Genomic DNA, 17,563 nt, shown 5'->3' on the forward strand with positions numbered 1-17,563 from the left:
TAATGGCAGTACCTCAACGGAGAACGTCCAAGACGCGTCGCGACAAACGTCGCACTCACTTTAAATTGGCTGTACCGGGCATGGTGAAATGTGAACAATGTGGCGAACTTAAACTTAGTCACCACGTGTGCAAAGTGTGCGGAACGTACAAAGCAAGAGAGATCATCTCTCAATAATAGTTGGACATTAAGTAGCACTTCATTTCGATGAGGTGCTACTTTTTTTGGATTAGAGTGTGTAATAGAGTGAGTTAACAAGCGTGAGATCGATGCTCCGCAAGGGTGAATTGTTTTTGTTAGGCCAGCCTTTCTTTTTGACACGGGATGAGATATACTATAGTTTAGTACCAGGTTCTAAGATTTGACGTTACATATAGATGAACCATAATCCGTTTGAGAACGACCCTGGTGACCAGGGATGCAACTTATAGAAGCAACACGAAAGAATGGTTGAACTGGCCGGAGGGGACGGTTCCGTAAACGATACAGCGGGGGGTGTCAGGCATCGAACGTGTACCGAAGAGACAGAGGCAACAGCAGTTAACCAAAATGATAGAAGAGAACCCGTTTGTGACGGATCAGGAACTTACACGCCAATTGAAGGTGAGTATTCAGACGATTCGTCTTGACAGACTGGAACTTGGAATACCCGAACTTCGGGAGCGGATGAAACTGATGGCGGAGCGCTCGTATGATCAGGTACGCTCGTTGCCCCTGCATGAAATTATCGGTGATATTGTTGATTTACAGCTGGACAAGAGCGGGATTTCCCTGTTTGAGATTAAGGAAGAACACGTGTTTTCAAGAACAGGGATTGCACGTGGGCACTATGTTTTCGCACAGGCCAACTCCTTGGCTGTAGCCATTATTAATGACGAGATCGCGTTGACTGCATCAGCAGACATTCGCTTTGTGCGTTCGGTTCATTTGGGTGAGAAATGTATTGCGAAGGCTTATGTCAGATCGATTCCAGGTCAAAAGGGCAAAGCCAAAGTGGAAGTATTCACTTATGTAGGTGAAGAAATGGTGTTTCAAGGCAACTTTGTAATCTACCATTCAGGTGGAGAAGACAGCGGAGAAGGAGGTCATTTGGAATGAAAATCGTCATTGATGCCATGGGAGGCGACAATGCACCCGCATCAACGGTAGAAGGTGCGATTGCCGCAGCCACGGAATGGGCGGACACACAGATCGTCCTGATCGGCGATGAAGCCAAGCTGGAGCCTCTTTTGAGTCAGTCAGGTGTTAGACCTGCCAATCTTACGGTCCGGCATGCTTCCGAAGTGATTGGTTCGGATGATGAACCCGTCAAAGCAGTACGTCGCAAGAAGGATGCCTCCATGGTGGTCGCAGGCCGCATGCTGAAAGAGGGCGAAGCGGACGCGATGATCTCGGCGGGCAATACCGGAGCGCTGATGACAGCGGGTTTGCTTGTTGTGGGTCGAATGGAAGGCATTGAACGTCCGGCGCTTGCGCCCATGATTCCAACGATTGATGATGTAGGTGTGCTTGCGCTGGATCTCGGAGCGAATATGGATGCCAAACCGGAGCACCTTGCACAATATGGCCTCATGGGCAGTTTGTACCGGCAAAAAGTACAGGGCATAGAGTCCCCACGAGTGGGATTGCTCAATGTAGGAACAGAGCCAGGCAAGGGAAATGAGTTAACCAAACATGCATATCCTTTACTGGAACAACTCCCCATTCGTTTTGTCGGTAATGTCGAGGCACGTGATGTTTTGACGGGTGCTTGTGATGTGCTTGTATGTGACGGTTTTGCAGGGAATATACTGCTGAAGTCACTGGAAGGCACAGCAGGTGCCATTTTCGCCTTGCTTAAGGAACAATTCTCATCTTCCCTCAAAAGTAAACTGGCTGCGGCTGTACTGATGCCTGAGCTGCGTGGGTTGAAACGGAAGCTGGATTATACGGAGCATGGCGGTGCGCCCCTCCTCGGTTTGAGCAGACTGGTTGTGAAAAGTCATGGATCTGCTGATGGCAATGCCATCAAAAATGCTGTGCGCCAAGCTCGGATTGCAGTACAGAATCAGCTGGTAGAGAGCATATCTAAGGAAATTAGCGGGAAGTGAGTGACGACATGAATAATTTGCGCCCAGTAGGGATTATTGGTACGGGGAAATATGTGCCTGAGAAAATTTTGACGAATAGCGACCTGGAGAAAATGGTCGATACGAATGACGAATGGATCGTCAGTCGTACAGGAATCAAAGAGCGTCACATTGCTGCACCCGATCAGGCAACCTCTGATCTCGCATACGAAGCGGCTATTAAAGCCCTTGAATCTGCAGGCATGACAGGCAGTGATCTGGATCTGATTATTGTGGCAACCATTACCCCGGATTCTTCGTTCCCGTCGACAGCTTGCATTTTGCAGGACAGATTGGGTGCAAAAGGTGCGGCGGCATTTGATCTGTCGGCTGCTTGTTCCGGATTTGTATACGGTTTGGCAAGTGCCACAAGCTTTATCCAAAGCGGTATGTACAACAACGCTCTTGTTATTGGAGCCGACTGCTTGTCTCGTATTACGGATTATACAGACCGTAACACATGTGTTCTCTTTGGTGATGGAGCAGGCGCAGTAGTCGTTGGTGAAGTTCCGGAAGGTCGCGGATTCAAAGCATTCGATCTCGGCGCTGAAGGTGCTGGCGGTAGTCTTCTTCAGATGGAAGGCGGCGGCTCCCGTCTGCCTGCTTCCGCAGAGACCGTTGAAAATAAAAAGCATTACATCTACATGAACGGTCGTGAAGTGTTCAAGTTTGCGGTACGTGTCATGGGCACGGCTACCGTTGAGGTATTGCGCAAGGCTGGGATGGAGCGCACGGATGTGGATCTGTTTGTTCCTCACCAAGCGAATATTCGGATTATTCAATCTGCGATGCAACGACTTGAACTTCCTGAAGAGAAGGTTGTAGTCAACGTGGATAAGTATGCAAACACATCGGCTGCTTCCATTCCGCTTGCTCTCGTGGAAGCGGCAGAGGAAGGTCGTATGAAAGCCGGAGATACTGTCCTGATGGTTGGATTCGGTGGCGGTTTGACATGGGGAGCATCGGTACTCGTTTGGTAAAATAGACATCTGGGAGATGAATGAGATGGGTAAAATAGCATTTGTATTTCCCGGACAGGGATCACAGGCTGTAGGCATGGCCAAGGACGCGTATGAGTCCGTGCCTGCGGCAACCGAAATTTTTCGCACAGCGGATGAAACGTTGGGTTTCTCGCTGAGCAACCTTGTATTTGAAGGACCGGAGACCGAGTTGAAACAGACATCAAATACACAACCGGCTCTGTTGACAGCAAGTATTGCCTTGCTTGAAGCTTTCAAAGAAAAAGGAATTCAGCCTGACTATACGGCTGGACACAGTCTGGGAGAATATAGTGCACTGGTGGCAGCGGGCGTTCTTTCGTTTGCTGACGCAGTTAGCATTGTACGGGCACGTGGTCAGTATATGGAACAGGCAGTACCGGGTGGACAAGGAGCGATGGCTGCTGTGCTTGGTGCGGATCGGGAAGCGCTGGGGGTGCTTTGCCGTGACGTATCCGAAAGTGGTCATGCGGTTGAACTTGCCAACATTAATTGTCCGGGACAAATCGTCATTTCTGGTGTGAAGGAAGGCGTAGCTGCTGTCGCGGAACGAGTGAAAGAAGCGGGCGGCAAACGCGCCATTGCACTTGAAGTAAGCGGTCCGTTCCACTCTTCATTGATGAAGGGTGCAGCTGAGAAGCTGGAAGAGAAACTGAGAACTGTTACCTTCTCACCGGCAGTAGTCCCTGTAGTCGCTAATGTGACTGCAAGACCTGCAGAGGATGGACTGGTTGAGGATTTGTTAACGGCTCAGGTCTATTCTCCTGTATTATGGGAAGACAGTGTGACATGGCTTATTGAGCAAGGCGTGGATACGTTCATTGAAATTGGATCTGGCAGTGTATTGACCGGTTTGATTAAAAAAACAGATAAAACCGTAAAACTGTACAATGTGAACAGTCTTGAAACGCTCGAAGCAACGGCAAGTGAATTAGAAGGAGTTATATGAGTTAAACTAAACTTTTTACACGAGAACGGAGAGGACAGAAAAAAACTGAAGAAGCGGAGCGTTCGCCTTTATCACCGGATTTTCCCATTAGAAAAGGGAAGCAAAAAATCTGGGGATAACAACGATCGGAAGTTTATTCTGTCATCGGAGTGGCAAGTGTAAACATTCTTTGGTTGAACTGATATAGATTTGGGGAAAGGAGGAATGATTATGTCTAAACCATTAGAAGGTAAAAATGCACTCGTTACCGGGGCATCCCGGGGAATTGGGCGCAGTATTGCATTGGCACTTGCAGAAGCTGGAGCAAACGTAGCCGTGAATTATGCGGGTAGCCAAGCGGCAGCTGAAGAAGTGGCGGAAGAGATTCGTGCCAAAGGAGTCAAGGCGATTACACTTCAAGCCAATGTTGGCCTGATGGATGAAGCTGAACAAATGGTCAAAGCTACACTCGAAGCATGGGGCAACGTTGACATTTTGGTGAACAACGCCGGTATTACCCGTGATAATCTGATCATGCGTATGAAAGAGGAAGAATTCGATCAGGTTATTGAAACCAATCTCAAAGGAGTGTTTAACTGTCTTAAGGCAGTTACACGTCCAATGATGAAACAACGGTCGGGAAGAATTATCAATATCTCCTCGGTTGTAGGTGTGCTCGGTAATGCTGGACAAGCAAACTATGTTGCTGCCAAGGCAGGAGTCATTGGTCTGACGAAGGCATCTGCTCGTGAACTGGCTTCCCGTGGAATCACAGTCAACTGTGTAGCACCAGGTTTCATTGAGACGGATATGACAAAAGAGTTGTCCCAGGAGCTGGTAGACGGTATGCTGAGTGGTATTCCGTTGTCCCGTTTGGGTCAGCCGGATGAAATTGCCGGTGTAGTCACGTTCCTGGCTTCGCAGGCTTCATCTTATATGACAGGGCAGACGCTGCATGTCGATGGTGGCATGTACATGTAATTCTTCCCGGACTTGAACAATAGTCGGGGAACAGGCGCTGGACGATCCGAAATGCCGGAAAAAGGCCGGGTTCCCCGGCCGGGAGCCGCATATGTCTTCTATGGCATTTTGCCTGCGATTCTCGTATAATACCAAAGAAGGAGGTGAACCGGATGTCCGATGTATTGGAGCGTGTAAAACGCATCGTCGTCGACCGCTTGGGCGCAGACGAAGCTGAAGTTACACTTGAAGCATCTTTCAAAGAAGATTTGGGTGCTGATTCTTTGGATGTAGTGGAATTGGTCATGGAATTGGAAGATGAATTTGATTTGGAAATCTCTGATGAAGATGCAGAAAAAATCACGACCGTAGGTGAAGTTGTAAACTACATACAATCTCATACCTAAAGTCATTTTAGTCCCGCACATGTTTTCGAACAGGCGGGACTTCTCATCATTCATTGGTTTTTCTCATTCCGCAAGCAGCTCTACTCAATCAGATCTTCCGATCTTGGTTGTATAGATGCCTGTTTGCGGTTATTCCCACAAAATACTTGCGTAATGCAGTCGATATAGAGGTGACTCGGTTTGAAACAAAGAGTAGTAATTACCGGAATGGGCGTAATGACATCGCTCGGAAAAGATTTGGAAACGTTCTGGGGCAGTTTAATGGCAGGAAAGTCCGGAATTTCTCAGATTGAGGCGTTTGATGTTAGTGAATACACGACACAGATTGCAGCTGAGATCAAAGATTTCAACCCGGAAGAATATATGGATCGCAAGGATGCTCGCAAAATGGACCGTTTTGTACAGTTCGCTGTGGCAGCCGGCTTCAAAGCCGTTGAAGACAGTGGTCTGAAAATTGACGAGAATATTGATGCAGAACGTTTCGGTGTGTCTATCGGATCAGGTATTGGTGGATTGGGTACGTGGGAGGACCAACATAATGCATTGTTGCAAAAAGGTCCAAAACGGGTAAGCCCGTTCTTCATTCCCATGATGATCTCCAACATGGCTTCTGGCCAAATGTCCATTTCTCTTGGCGCCAAAGGTCCCAACATTAACGTGGTTACCGCTTGTGCAACAGGTACACACTCCATCGGAGATTCCTTTAAGCTGATTGCCAATGGTGATGCAGATGCCATGATCTGTGGTGGTGCGGAAGCAACAATCAGACCAACGGGTCTTGCAGGATTCTGTGCTATGCGCGCAATGTCTACACGTAATGATGATCCTGCGAAGTCGAGCCGTCCTTTTGATACAGAACGTGATGGTTTTGTTATGGGCGAAGGCGCTGGCGTTCTGATTCTGGAATCCCTGGAGCATGCTCAAAAACGCGGTGCACGCATCTATGGTGAAGTGATCGGTTACGGTCTGACAGGTGATGCACATCACATGACAGAACCAGATCCGGACGGAGCAGCACGTTGCATGAAGATGGCGCTTCGTAATGCGGGTATTGAGCCTGAAGAAGTGGATTACATTAATGCACATGGAACTTCGACTCCAGTAGGCGACAGATCCGAAACGCTTGCGATCAAAAAGGCGTTTGGTGATCATGCGTACAAGCTCGCAGTGAGTTCAACGAAATCCATGACGGGCCACATGCTTGGCGCTGCTGGTGGTGTAGAAGCGGTTATCTGCGGATTGTCACTGACACATCAGACACTGGCTCCAACAATCAACCTGGAAAATCAGGATCCGGAATGTGATCTGGATTATGTTCCAAATGTTCCACGTCAAACCAAAGTTAATATTGCCATGTCCAATTCATTTGGATTCGGCGGTCACAATGCCACCATTATTCTCAAAAAATTTGAAGCATAAGGGGCTAGTTCGTTTGAGTGAAGATCTGAAGCAGTTACAACATAAACTTCAAATCAAATTTGACAACAGGCAGCTTTTAAAACAAGCGTTTACCCATGCTTCTTATGTAAACGAACACCGGTTCAGTCAGCATCAGGACAATGAGCGTCTGGAGTTTCTGGGCGATGCCGTGCTGGAACTGACTGTATCGGAATACTTGTATCATTTGTATCCTAACCGTCCGGAAGGCGAATTAACTAAGCTGCGGGCATCCATTGTCTGTGAGCCTTCCCTCGTCAAATTTGCTGAAGCGTTGGGTTTTGGTCAGTATGTACTTCTTGGTAAAGGTGAGGAACTGACTGGAGGACGGACACGGCCGGCTCTGCTGGCGGATGTGTTCGAGTCTTTCATTGGTGCATTGTATCTGGATCAGGGGCTTGCGCCTGTCCGGGCATTTCTCGACCAGCATGTCTTCCCATTAATCGTGTTGGGCAGCAAGCTGCAAATGAGTGATTACAAAACGGAACTGCAGGAACTTACTCAGCATCACAATATGGGAGCTTTGGAGTACCGTATCGTTGAGGAACGGGGACCTGCCCATGAACGTGAGTTTGTCTCGGAGGTCCATATGGGTCAAGAACGGCTTGGCAGAGGTACAGGGCGTTCCAAAAAGGAAGCGGAACAACAGGCTGCTTCTGCAGCACTTGATCGACTGAAGCTTCCGGAAGCCGGAGCTTAACCGATAGCGCATAGACAAACGAAGAGCAAAGAGCAGCCCGCGGGTCCGCCCCGGCGGAAGTAATCGGCCGGACTGCTTTTTGCTCTTTTTTTTGTAAAGAGGTTCAGGGGGAGTTAGCCTGATCGTTAACTAATAAGTTAAACCTTATTTTACACAAAACGAAGAGTGCAGAACCAATCTGAAGAAGCGAAGCGTGCGCATTTATCAACGGATTTTTCCCTTGGATAAGGGGATCAAGAAAATCTGGGGATAAGGGCGATCGGAGGATGGTACTGCAATCGAAGTAGTGATGTGTAATAACAATGGTCAATTTATTTAGGCGCTGGAATGCAATACTTGAAATTTGCAAGAGGAGGTGACGAGAAACCCTATGTTTTTAAAACGGATTGAATTGGGTGGATTCAAGTCATTCGCCGACAAAACGGAGTTGGAATTCGTTCGTGGCATTACGGCTGTTGTAGGTCCGAACGGAAGTGGCAAGAGTAATATATCGGACGGAATCCGTTGGGTTCTGGGGGAACAAAGTGCCAAGTCGCTGCGTGGTGGCAAGATGGAAGATATCATTTTTGCAGGCAGTGACGCACGAAAGGCCGTTAATTTCGGTGAAGTATCGCTAACGCTTGATAACGAGGATCACGCACTTGCATTGGATTTCGGTGAAGTGACGGTGACTCGTCGTGTACACCGCAGCGGAGATAGTGAGTATTTTATTAACAAGCAATCTTGTCGCCTGAAGGATATTACGGAATTGTTTATGGATACCGGTATCGGTAAGGAAGCCTATTCGATTATTGGACAAGGACGAATTGAAGAGATTCTGAGTACCCGTTCAGAGGACCGCAGGGGCATCTTTGAAGAAGCTTCAGGTATCGTTAAATATAAATCCCGCAAGCGGGATGCTACGCGCAAGCTGGATGAGACAGAACAGAATTTGCTGCGTATTCATGATCTGGTGACCGAACTGGAAGATCAGATTGGACCGCTGAAGGAACAATCGGAGAAAGCCATTCACTATAAAGAACTTCGTTCTCAGCTCAAATCGCAGGAAATTTCCATGTATGTGTACCAGATCGAACAGATTCACGCATCGTGGAGTAAGGCCAACGAAAGGTTGCAATCGCTCAAACAGGAAGAGGTTGGACTGGCTGCGATTGTCTCCACGCATGATGCCAAGTTGGAAAATGATCGGAATGCGCTGCGTATCCTGGAAACAGAGACGGAGCAACTGCAATCCGCTTTATTGCAATTTAGTGAAGCGACGGAGAAAAGTGAAGGACTTGGGGAATTGCTCAAGGAGCGCTCGCACCATCTGCAAACGAATCAGGAGCAGCTCAAAGTAACGCTTGCAGCCAGTGAAGAGAGACATCGCGAACGGGAAACCGAGCTGCTTGCACTGCGAGAAAAGTTTGGCAAACTTGAGCATGAACTGGGTGAAGTTAGAAACCAGTTGTCTCAGGAAGAAGCCAAACTCATCGGTGTCACAGGCGGCATCAGTCAGCAGCAAGAGGAAAGCCTCAAAGGCAACTTGCTGGAACTGATGAATCAGATGGCTCAGACACGCAATGAAATTCGTTATGTGGATCAGCAGAAAGAAACGCTGGAGCGCAGAATGAATCGCGCGGCTGAAGAATCAGGCAAATGGGAGGATCAGAAAGAAACACTGGAAAGTCGCAAAGCGGGCATTGAGAAAAAAGTTGTTCGTTTGGGCAAAGAAATCAGTGATTTGCGTGGTGGTTATATTACGGAAAGTGAACGACTCCAGTCGTTGCAGAAGCTGCTCGAAGAAAGTCGGGGCACGGTCCGTAAATGGGAACAAAAACGTGAAGCTCAAGTCTCCCGCCGCGATACGATGAAAGAGATGCAGGATGATTTTGACGGATTCATGCTGGGTGTCAAGGAGGTCCTCAAGGCTTCACGCAAAGGTACGCTGAGCGGTGTTCATGGAGCTGTGGCTGAACTTGTTAAAGTTCCCGAGAAGATCGAACTTGCGGTAGAGACAGCGATGGGAGCATCCCTGCAGCATGTGGTCATGGAGAATGAATCAGTTTCCAGACAGGCGATTGCTTTCCTGAAGCAACGTCAATTGGGGCGAGCAACGTTCCTGCCTCTGGATGTCATTCGTCCTCGTGCCATTGGAGCGGCCGAACGTTCCATGATCGAAGGTATGGAAGGTTTTGTGGGGATTGGTGCTGATCTCGTACAATTCGATTCCAAGTATGCTGCGATCATTGGCAGTCTGTTAGGTAATGTGATTATTGCGGAAACACTGGAGGTCGCCAATAAAATTGCGGCTCGCTGCCAGTATCGTTTCCGGGTTGTGACACTTGAAGGTGACGTGGTCAATGCGGGTGGTTCCATGACCGGTGGTAGCCAGCACAAGAAAAATGTGAGTCTGCTCAGCCGGAAACGGCAGCTGGACCAGCTCGACCAGGATATTTTGGATACCGAAAATCAGATCGTGAAACTGCATCGCAGTGTGGATGATGTAAAAGTTCAACTGGAGCAGTGTCAGGACAAGCTGGATGAACTTCGTCAGTCCGGTGACGACACCCGAAATGCGGAACAACAGGCATCGATGGAAATGAAGCAGGTAGAGCATGAGCTTCGTCACGTACTTGAACAAGTTGCCGTGGCCGGGCAGGAGAAGAGCGGGTTTACCGAAGAGATCAAAGAGCTGGATGCGGCTCGCATCGTGGCTGAGAAGAAGCTGGAGCAGCTTGAAGAGGAAGAAAAAGCGACGCATCGCGCCATTCATGCAGCTGAGTTTGCTCGCAAAGCCAATGAATCCGCGAAGGAAGAATTGCAGAGCCAACTCACCGAATTGAAAGTACGCGAAGGCAAGCTCGATCAGGAGCGATTCTCCAATGGGGAACAATTGCGACGTCTGGAGCGGGAAGTAGAGTCTCTGGTCAAAGATCTGCGTCAGAATCGCACGTTGTTAGCTTCGATGGAAGCAGATCTCAAGAAAACCCAGACCGAGAGTGTCAAGCAGATTGAAGATCTGAACCAGTATAAGCTGAAAAAAGCGGAAGCCTCCCAAGAGCTGGACTTTAAACGTGCCGCCCGTAGCGAGCTGTCGAAAAAGCTTGAACTAGCCGAGAGTGAAACGAAGGAACAGCGCACTCAGTTGAAAGCTGTGGAAGAGCAGATGCGACAGACGGAAATTTCTGTAAACCGGTTGGATGTTGAGCTGGAAAATATATTGCGAAAGCTGACGGATGAATACGAACTGGGCTATGAACTGGCCAAAGAGCGTTATCCTGTGCCGGAAGATGTAGAGCATACTCAGGCAGAGGTACAGAAGCTCAAGCGCAGTATATCTGCGCTGGGGGATGTTAACCTGGGAGCGATTGAGGAGTTCCAGCGAGTTAATGAGCGATACGAGTTCCTGAGTGAGCAGAAGAATGACTTGGTGGAAGCCAAAACAACGTTGTATCAGGTGATTCGGGAAATGGAAGACGAGATGGCGAAGCGATTCAAGATCACGTTTGATGCAATCCGTCGTGAGTTCGGCACCGTGTTTACCAAGCTGTTTGGCGGGGGACGTGCTGACCTTGTTCTGATGGACCCGGAGCGCTTGCTTGAAACGGGAATAGATATTGTGGCTCAGCCACCAGGCAAGAAACTGCAAAACCTGCAACTGTTATCCGGTGGGGAGCGGGCTTTGACCGCGATGGCATTGTTATTTGCTATTCTTCATGTCAAACCTGTACCATTCTGCGTGCTGGATGAAGTAGAGGCAGCGCTGGACGAAGCTAACGTGGTACGTTTTGCCCAGTACTTGCGTGAATTCTCCGAACAGACACAGTTCATCGTTGTTACCCATCGTAAAGGTACGATGGAAGAGGCTGATGTGTTATACGGTGTTACAATGGAAGAGGGCGGAGTATCCAAGCTCGTTTCGGTTAAACTGGAAGATGAGGAAGCGGTAATTGCCTGATCTGATCCAAACCTGCGAGACCAATGAACTCATTGAAAATCATTGAGATTGAGCATTTTTTGCAAATGTGCTTAGATTATGTACACGATGGAGGGGCTTTATGAGTTTTTTTAAAAAGCTGAGAGACAGCATTGCAAGCAAAACGGAGTCGGTCACCAAACAGTTCAAGGACGGATTGGAAAAGACACGTAAAGGGTTAGTGGAAAAAGTGTCGGATCTCGTAATCCGCCGCAAAAAAATCGATGAAGAGTTCTACGAAGAACTTGAAGAGATTTTGATCGGAGCAGACGTTGGCGTAAATACGGTCATGAATCTGGTTGAAGACCTGCGTGTTGAGGTGAAAAAGCGCAAAATTGAGGACGCTGCTGAGTTGCAGCCTGTATTGTCCGAGAAACTGACGGATCTTCTTCGCGGTGAACAGAACAATGAATTGAAAATGAATCCGAATGGCATTACCGTCATTTTGTTCGTTGGCGTTAACGGTGTTGGTAAAACAACAACGATTGGCAAGCTGGCACATCGATTTAAACAACAAGGTAAAAAAGTCATCATGGCAGCTGGAGATACATTCCGTGCCGGAGCCATAGAACAGTTAGAAGTATGGGGACAACGTGCTGGTGTTGATGTCATTAAACAGCAATCCGGTTCTGATCCAGCAGCGGTTATGTATGATGCCGTCCAGGCAGCGAAGCAACGGGGTGCAGATGTGCTGCTCTGTGATACAGCAGGTCGTCTGCAAAACAAATCTAACCTGATGGACGAGCTTAACAAGATCTATCGTGTCATTCAGCGTGAGATTCCGGAAGCTCCACACGAAGTACTGATGGTACTAGATGCAACAACGGGCCAAAATGCCTTAAACCAGGCTAAACTTTTCGGTGAGAAAAGCGGCGTAACTGGTCTCGTACTGACGAAACTGGATGGAACGGCCAAAGGGGGAATCGTTGTTGCGATCCGTCAGGAGCTGGACTTGCCAGTGAAACTCGTGGGACTGGGTGAGAAGATCGATGATCTGCAACAATTTGATTCCGAGCAATTCGTGCATGCCTTGTTCGCCGGATTGATTCAGGAACAGCCAGCTGAAAGTGTCGAAGAAGAGGAAGCTAATTCCTAGACATTATTAATTGGATAAATGAATAGCGTTAACCGTAATTGCCAGTGATATACGTGATAAGTGTCACGTGTAATGTCACTGGCAATACGTGTATAATGGGAATAAAGCAGGCAATGCTAAAGGGTTAGAAAGGACGGTTGAAAATGGCCAATACGTATACCTATTCTCGCCGTGAAGAAGTCGCCAATGCCGTGACACATGGAATCGGTGCTGCACTCAGTGTGGCTGCACTGGTGATATTGATCGTATTTTCAAGTTTGAAAGGCACGGCTTGGCATGTGGTCAGTTTCACGATCTACGGGATTACCATGCTGCTGCTCTATACGAGCTCGACACTCGTGCATGCATGGAAAGAAGGAAAAGTGAAAGATTTATTTGAGATTTTCGACCATTCTTCCATTTATTTGTTTATTGCGGGATCGTACACTCCACTTTTGTTTGTTGCTGTTCGTGGTACACTTGGATGGACCCTGTTCGGTATAATCTGGGGAATCGCACTATTCGGTGTGATTTTTAAGGCGTTTTTCACGAAAAGGTTTCTATTCATGTCCACGATTTTCTATATTGCGATGGGCTGGCTCATCGTTATTGCCTGGCAACCGCTCATGTCTGCCATTCCTACAGGCGGAATTGTTTTGCTGGTCGCCGGAGGCCTGATGTATACCCTGGGTACGCTCTTTTATGTGTGGCGTGGATTTCCTTACCACCATGCGATTTGGCATCTCTTTGTATTGGCAGGCAGTATTCTTCATTTCTTTATGGTATTGCTGTACCTGACACCACTTCGCTAGAAAGCCCTAAACGGATGCATCTCACGGACTGAGACGCATTCGTTTTTCTTCTACATAGAGGTGATCGCAGAGATGGAGATAGAAATTGCATATTGTGAAAAAAGAGCATAAACCACGTGTTAAACATCGAAATAACCTATCATCAGCACCGTTTTTATTGTGACAAGTATTTTTGCTTGACAACCTGATTTGTTTTAGGTATTATTAGGAACGTTGCAAGAGTGTAAAGTGTTTTTCCTTGACGAAGGGAGTGCCCCGATGTGAGTCAAGAAAACCGGCTTGAGAAGACAAACCGGATTAACTTGCTGTTTGCTTTTTATGAATTGTTACTTACCGAGAAACAGCAGACTTTTCTAAAGTATTACTTTCATGACGATTTTTCACTTGGTGAAATTGCAGCCGAGTTTGAGATCAGCCGCCAGGCGGTATACGAGCATATCAAGCGTGCCGAACAAGTGCTGGAAAATTACGAAAGCAAGCTGGGCTTGCTGGAAAAGCATGAACGGCGTAATCGCAATCTTGAAGATTTGCAAAATGCATTGGAACGCGCAGGCGTCTCCGTTGATAACAACAAACAAATACACGATATCGTTGCTCAGCTCAGCGAATGAGAAAATATCATAACGGCTGAGTGGAACGTATCGGTCTTAAAAAAAAGTAATAAAGCTTAAGGAGGTGGGATCATGGCATTTGAAGGATTAACGACCCGATTACAGAATGTGTTCAGCAAGCTGCGCGGCAAAGGCAAGGTATCTGATGAAGATGTAGCCGAGGCTATGCGCGAGGTACGTCTGGCATTGCTCGAAGCGGATGTAAACTTCAAAGTGGTCAAGGAATTCATCGCCAAGGTGAAAGAGAAGGCTGTTGGCAAAGAAGTGATGGAGAGCTTCACGCCAGGAATGGTCATCATCGACATCGTTAACAAGGAACTAACGGATTTGATGGGTGGAAGCCAGGCGAAATTGGCTAAAGCAAACAAACCGCCTACGGTGCTGATGATGGTTGGTTTGCAGGGTGCTGGTAAAACAACCACATCGGGTAAACTGGCCAAAATGCTGCAAAAGCAAAACAGCAGACCATTGCTTGTTGCAGGAGATATTTATCGTCCGGCAGCGATCAAACAGTTGCAAGTACTTGGAGAGCAGATCAAAGCGCCGGTATTCACACTGGGAGATCAGACAAGCCCTGTGGAGATCGCACGTCAAGGTCTTCAACATGCAAAAGATAACGGTAATGACTATGTTATTATCGATACAGCTGGACGTCTGCATGTTGATGAAGAGCTCATGGAAGAGCTTCGCCAGATTCACAGCGTAGTGAATCCGGATGAAGTATTGCTTGTGGTAGACAGCATGACAGGTCAGGATGCGGTTAACGTAGCAGAACATTTTAACCAGCAGCTTAATCTGACCGGGGTTGTGCTGACGAAGCTGGATGGCGATACTCGTGGTGGTGCTGCGCTTTCTGTCAAAGCAGTTACAGGGTGTCCAATCAAGTTTGCTTCCCTTGGAGAGAAACTTGATGCTTTGGAGCCGTTCCACCCGGAACGTATGGCTTCACGGATTCTCGGTATGGGTGATATGTTATCTCTGATAGAGAAAGCACAATTAAACATTGATACCGATAAAGCCAAGGAAATGGAACGGAAGATGCGTAATGCAGAATTCACGTTTGAAGATTTCCTGGAGCAGATGGATCAAGTGAAAAAGCTGGGACCAATCGATCAGATCATGGATATGATTCCCGGCATGGGTAAAATGAAACAAGCCAAGGACCTGAAGGTTGATGATAAACAGATGGGCCGGATCGAAGCGATCGTTTACTCAATGACGACGGAAGAGAAACGCAACCCGGACTTGATCAACCATAGCCGTCGGAAGCGTATTGCTACCGGAAGCGGAACATCTCTGGCTGAAGTAAATCGTCTGATCAAGCAATTTGATGAGATGCGCCGCATGATGAAACAGTTCTCGGATATGATGGGACCTAAAGGCGGTAAAAATAAAGCGATGAAGCAGCTTAAAGGTATGGGCAAAGGAATGAAGTTCCCTTTCCGTTGATTTAAGCGAAGCTGGATCATATACAGATTTCATTGAAGGAGGTGAATTTTCAAATGGCAGTTCGTATTCGTCTGAAACGTATGGGTGCTCACAAAGCTCCTTTCTACCGCGTAGTGGTATCGGATTCCCGTTCCCCACGTGACGGTCGTTTTATCGAGGAGATCGGTTACTACAACCCGGTTGAACAACCGGCTGTTGTTAAGATCGATGAAGATAAAGCATTGGCATGGCTTCAAAACGGTGCACAAGCATCTGACACTGTCCGCAACTTGCTCAGCAAAGCGGGCGTGATGAAGAAGTTCCACGAGTCTAAATTATCTAAATAAAGTGCTGATTCGGAGGGTCATCTATGGAAGAATTAGTAAGCATAATTGCTAAGGCTTTAGTCGATCATCCGGAAGATGTGGCGGTTCGGACGGTTGAGAAAGACCGGCTTGTCGTTTATGAGTTAACCGTTCATCCTGACGATGTCGGGAAGGTAATTGGTAAACAGGGACGAATCGCGAAATCACTTCGTACGGTCGTCACATCAGCAGCAGTTAAGATGGATAAACGGGTTACCGTTGATATCATATCTTAAAGATATACGAAAGGGGGTTAGGATGCATGTCCTAGCCCCTTTTCGTGCATGCTGAAACTTAAATAATATGATTGAAGTAGTTCGTCAAGTATGATTATTTGCGGAAGTAGTGAAGGGGACGGAATCGATTCTGAAGAAGCGTCAGCGTATAACAGCGATCCGAGGAACGATCCGTCACCGGAACGGTCGCAGGAAGATCATCAAATATGAGTACCATATGAATGGATTGTAGGAGGAAATATGGCAGAGTTTATGAATGTAGGTAAAATCGTTAATACGCATGGAATTCGTGGTGAGGTGAGAATCATGCCTTTGACCGATTTTCCGGAAGTGCGATTTGCTAAAAATGCGGAGTTGTTTTTCTTTACACCAGATAATCATCCAGTCATGGTTAACGTAGAATCTTCACGTTTGCATAAAAATATGTATATTCTTCGTCTGAAAGAGTATGGCAATATTAATGAAGTAGAGAAGTTTAAGGGCGGCATGGCTAAAGTGTTAAAAGAGAATCTGGCTGAACTGGAGGAAGGTGAATACTACTTCCATCAAATCGTTGGGTGTACTGTCATCACTGAAGAGGGTGAAACGCTCGGAACGATCTCTGAAATACTGACTCCTGGTGCGAATGATGTATGGGTTGTCAAAACGCCGGCTGGCAAAGAAGTGCTGATTCCTGTTATTGATGATGTCGTGCTTGATGTGGACATCGAACAGAAGCAAGTGAAGATTCACCTGATGGAAGGGCTGCTGTAACATGAAAGTGGATGTATTAACGCTATTCCCTGAGATGTTTGACGGTGTGTTCGGTGCAAGCATTCTGGGCAAAGCTCAAACGAAGGGACTGGTATCCCTCGGTGCAACCAACTTCCGTAATTATGCGACCAATAAACACAATACAGTAGATGATGCTCCTTATGGCGGGGGTGGGGGTATGGTGCTAAAACCAGATCCCATCTTTGCTGCTGTGGAAGATGTTCTGGAGCAACGCGGAGAAGCTGCGGCAACGATGAAACCTCCACGTATCATTCTAATGTGTCCGCAAGGTGAGACGTTTACACAGAAAAAAGCAGAAGAACTTGTACAGGAAGATCATCTGATTTTTATATGCGGACATTATGAAGGTTACGATGAACGAATCCGCGAATTTCTCGTGACGGATGAACTATCCATTGGTGATTACGTACTCACGGGTGGGGAGCTACCTGCTATGGTTGCGATTGACAGCATCGTACGTCTTATCCCTGGTGTGCTTGGAAATGAGACAAGCGCCGTAACGGATTCATTCAGTACTGGACTTCTCGAATATCCACACTACACACGTCCACCCGAGTTCAGGGGCATGAAAGTACCGGATATGCTGTTGTCAGGACATCATCTGAACATTGAGGCGTGGCGCAGAGAGCAGTCGTTGCTTCGTACGCTGGAGCGCAGACCGGAGATGTTGGAAACGGCCGACTTGACGGAGAAAGAACGCATTTGGCTGAAAAAGATACGCTCAGATCGTAAAAATAGTGCAGAGTAAATAGCTCTATCCTATAAGC

General features: G+C 47.4%; 18 protein-coding genes. All 18 read left to right on the forward strand.

From position 1 onward, the window contains the following. The first annotated feature begins 2 nt into the window (after window positions 1-2). The 18 genes from rpmF to trmD all read left to right on the forward strand — a co-directional run bounded on the left by rpmF (window position 3) and on the right by trmD (window position 17,544). Window positions 3-176 (forward strand): 50S ribosomal protein L32, encoded by a 174-nt coding sequence (gene rpmF / locus ACTHPG_RS06030; RefSeq protein ID WP_017689233.1) that lies wholly within the window; start codon window positions 3-5, stop codon window positions 174-176. Between the two features lie 372 nt (window positions 177-548). Then, on the forward strand, window positions 549-1,097 hold the full coding sequence (gene fapR, locus ACTHPG_RS06035; protein WP_062833760.1) for a transcription factor FapR: 549 nt from the start codon (window positions 549-551) through the stop codon (window positions 1,095-1,097). After that, window positions 1,094-2,089, forward strand: coding sequence for a phosphate acyltransferase PlsX (plsX, locus tag ACTHPG_RS06040; protein WP_017689231.1), 996 nt, complete (start codon window positions 1,094-1,096; stop codon window positions 2,087-2,089). The genes fapR and plsX overlap by 4 nt, the downstream gene beginning before the upstream one ends. An 8-nt stretch (window positions 2,090-2,097) precedes the next feature. Further along, a complete protein-coding gene (locus ACTHPG_RS06045; RefSeq protein WP_440388233.1) occupies window positions 2,098-3,087 on the forward strand; it encodes a beta-ketoacyl-ACP synthase III in 990 nt (329 codons plus the stop codon). Window positions 3,088-3,112: 25 nt separating this feature from the next. Continuing rightward, window positions 3,113-4,054 carry an ACP S-malonyltransferase gene (gene fabD / locus ACTHPG_RS06050; RefSeq protein WP_440388234.1) on the forward strand — a complete coding sequence of 314 codons (942 nt, stop codon included), beginning with the start codon at window positions 3,113-3,115 and terminating at the stop codon, window positions 4,052-4,054. Window positions 4,055-4,264: 210 nt separating this feature from the next. Further along, window positions 4,265-5,014 carry a 3-oxoacyl-[acyl-carrier-protein] reductase gene (gene fabG, locus ACTHPG_RS06055; protein ID WP_341006894.1) on the forward strand — a complete coding sequence of 250 codons (750 nt, stop codon included), beginning with the start codon at window positions 4,265-4,267 and terminating at the stop codon, window positions 5,012-5,014. 152 nt (window positions 5,015-5,166) lie between these two features. After that, complete coding sequence (acpP, locus tag ACTHPG_RS06060; RefSeq protein ID WP_024630176.1) at window positions 5,167-5,400, forward strand: acyl carrier protein; 234 nt, start codon at window positions 5,167-5,169, stop codon at window positions 5,398-5,400. Between the two features lie 180 nt (window positions 5,401-5,580). Then, entirely contained in the window at window positions 5,581-6,819 is a 1,239-nt protein-coding gene (gene fabF / locus ACTHPG_RS06065; RefSeq protein ID WP_024630177.1) for a beta-ketoacyl-ACP synthase II, read from the forward strand. 13 nt (window positions 6,820-6,832) lie between these two features. Further along, window positions 6,833-7,537: a ribonuclease III gene (gene rnc, locus ACTHPG_RS06070; RefSeq protein ID WP_091031948.1), complete on the forward strand. Its 705-nt coding sequence runs from the start codon at window positions 6,833-6,835 to the stop codon at window positions 7,535-7,537. 370 nt (window positions 7,538-7,907) lie between these two features. Then, the gene (smc, locus tag ACTHPG_RS06075) at window positions 7,908-11,477 is read left to right on the forward strand and encodes a chromosome segregation protein SMC (protein ID WP_440388236.1); all 3,570 of its coding nucleotides are present in this window, start codon (window positions 7,908-7,910) and stop codon (window positions 11,475-11,477) included. Window positions 11,478-11,577: 100 nt separating this feature from the next. Further along, window positions 11,578-12,591 (forward strand): signal recognition particle-docking protein FtsY, encoded by a 1,014-nt coding sequence (gene ftsY, locus ACTHPG_RS06080; protein WP_440388237.1) that lies wholly within the window; start codon window positions 11,578-11,580, stop codon window positions 12,589-12,591. 143 nt (window positions 12,592-12,734) lie between these two features. Next, window positions 12,735-13,382, forward strand: a complete 648-nt coding sequence (trhA, locus tag ACTHPG_RS06085) for a PAQR family membrane homeostasis protein TrhA (protein ID WP_440388238.1) — start codon at window positions 12,735-12,737, stop codon at window positions 13,380-13,382. Window positions 13,383-13,642: 260 nt separating this feature from the next. Next, window positions 13,643-13,993 (forward strand): putative DNA-binding protein, encoded by a 351-nt coding sequence (locus ACTHPG_RS06090; RefSeq protein WP_278295751.1) that lies wholly within the window; start codon window positions 13,643-13,645, stop codon window positions 13,991-13,993. A gap of 72 nt (window positions 13,994-14,065) precedes the next feature. Then, window positions 14,066-15,442 carry a signal recognition particle protein gene (gene ffh, locus ACTHPG_RS06095; RefSeq protein ID WP_253433704.1) on the forward strand — a complete coding sequence of 459 codons (1,377 nt, stop codon included), beginning with the start codon at window positions 14,066-14,068 and terminating at the stop codon, window positions 15,440-15,442. Window positions 15,443-15,495: 53 nt separating this feature from the next. Then, window positions 15,496-15,768, forward strand: a complete 273-nt coding sequence (rpsP, locus tag ACTHPG_RS06100) for a 30S ribosomal protein S16 (protein WP_017689219.1) — start codon at window positions 15,496-15,498, stop codon at window positions 15,766-15,768. 23 nt (window positions 15,769-15,791) lie between these two features. Continuing rightward, on the forward strand, window positions 15,792-16,022 hold the full coding sequence (locus ACTHPG_RS06105; RefSeq protein WP_024630185.1) for a KH domain-containing protein: 231 nt from the start codon (window positions 15,792-15,794) through the stop codon (window positions 16,020-16,022). A 240-nt stretch (window positions 16,023-16,262) separates the two neighbouring features. After that, window positions 16,263-16,775, forward strand: a complete 513-nt coding sequence (gene rimM, locus ACTHPG_RS06110) for a ribosome maturation factor RimM (protein ID WP_440388240.1) — start codon at window positions 16,263-16,265, stop codon at window positions 16,773-16,775. A gap of 1 nt (window position 16,776) precedes the next feature. Further along, window positions 16,777-17,544, forward strand: a complete 768-nt coding sequence (gene trmD, locus ACTHPG_RS06115; protein ID WP_440388241.1) for a tRNA (guanosine(37)-N1)-methyltransferase TrmD — start codon at window positions 16,777-16,779, stop codon at window positions 17,542-17,544. Window positions 17,545-17,563: the final 19 nt, after the last annotated feature.

The organism is Paenibacillus sp. SAF-068 (assembly GCF_051967555.1).
Taxonomy (GTDB): domain Bacteria; phylum Bacillota; class Bacilli; order Paenibacillales; family Paenibacillaceae; genus Paenibacillus.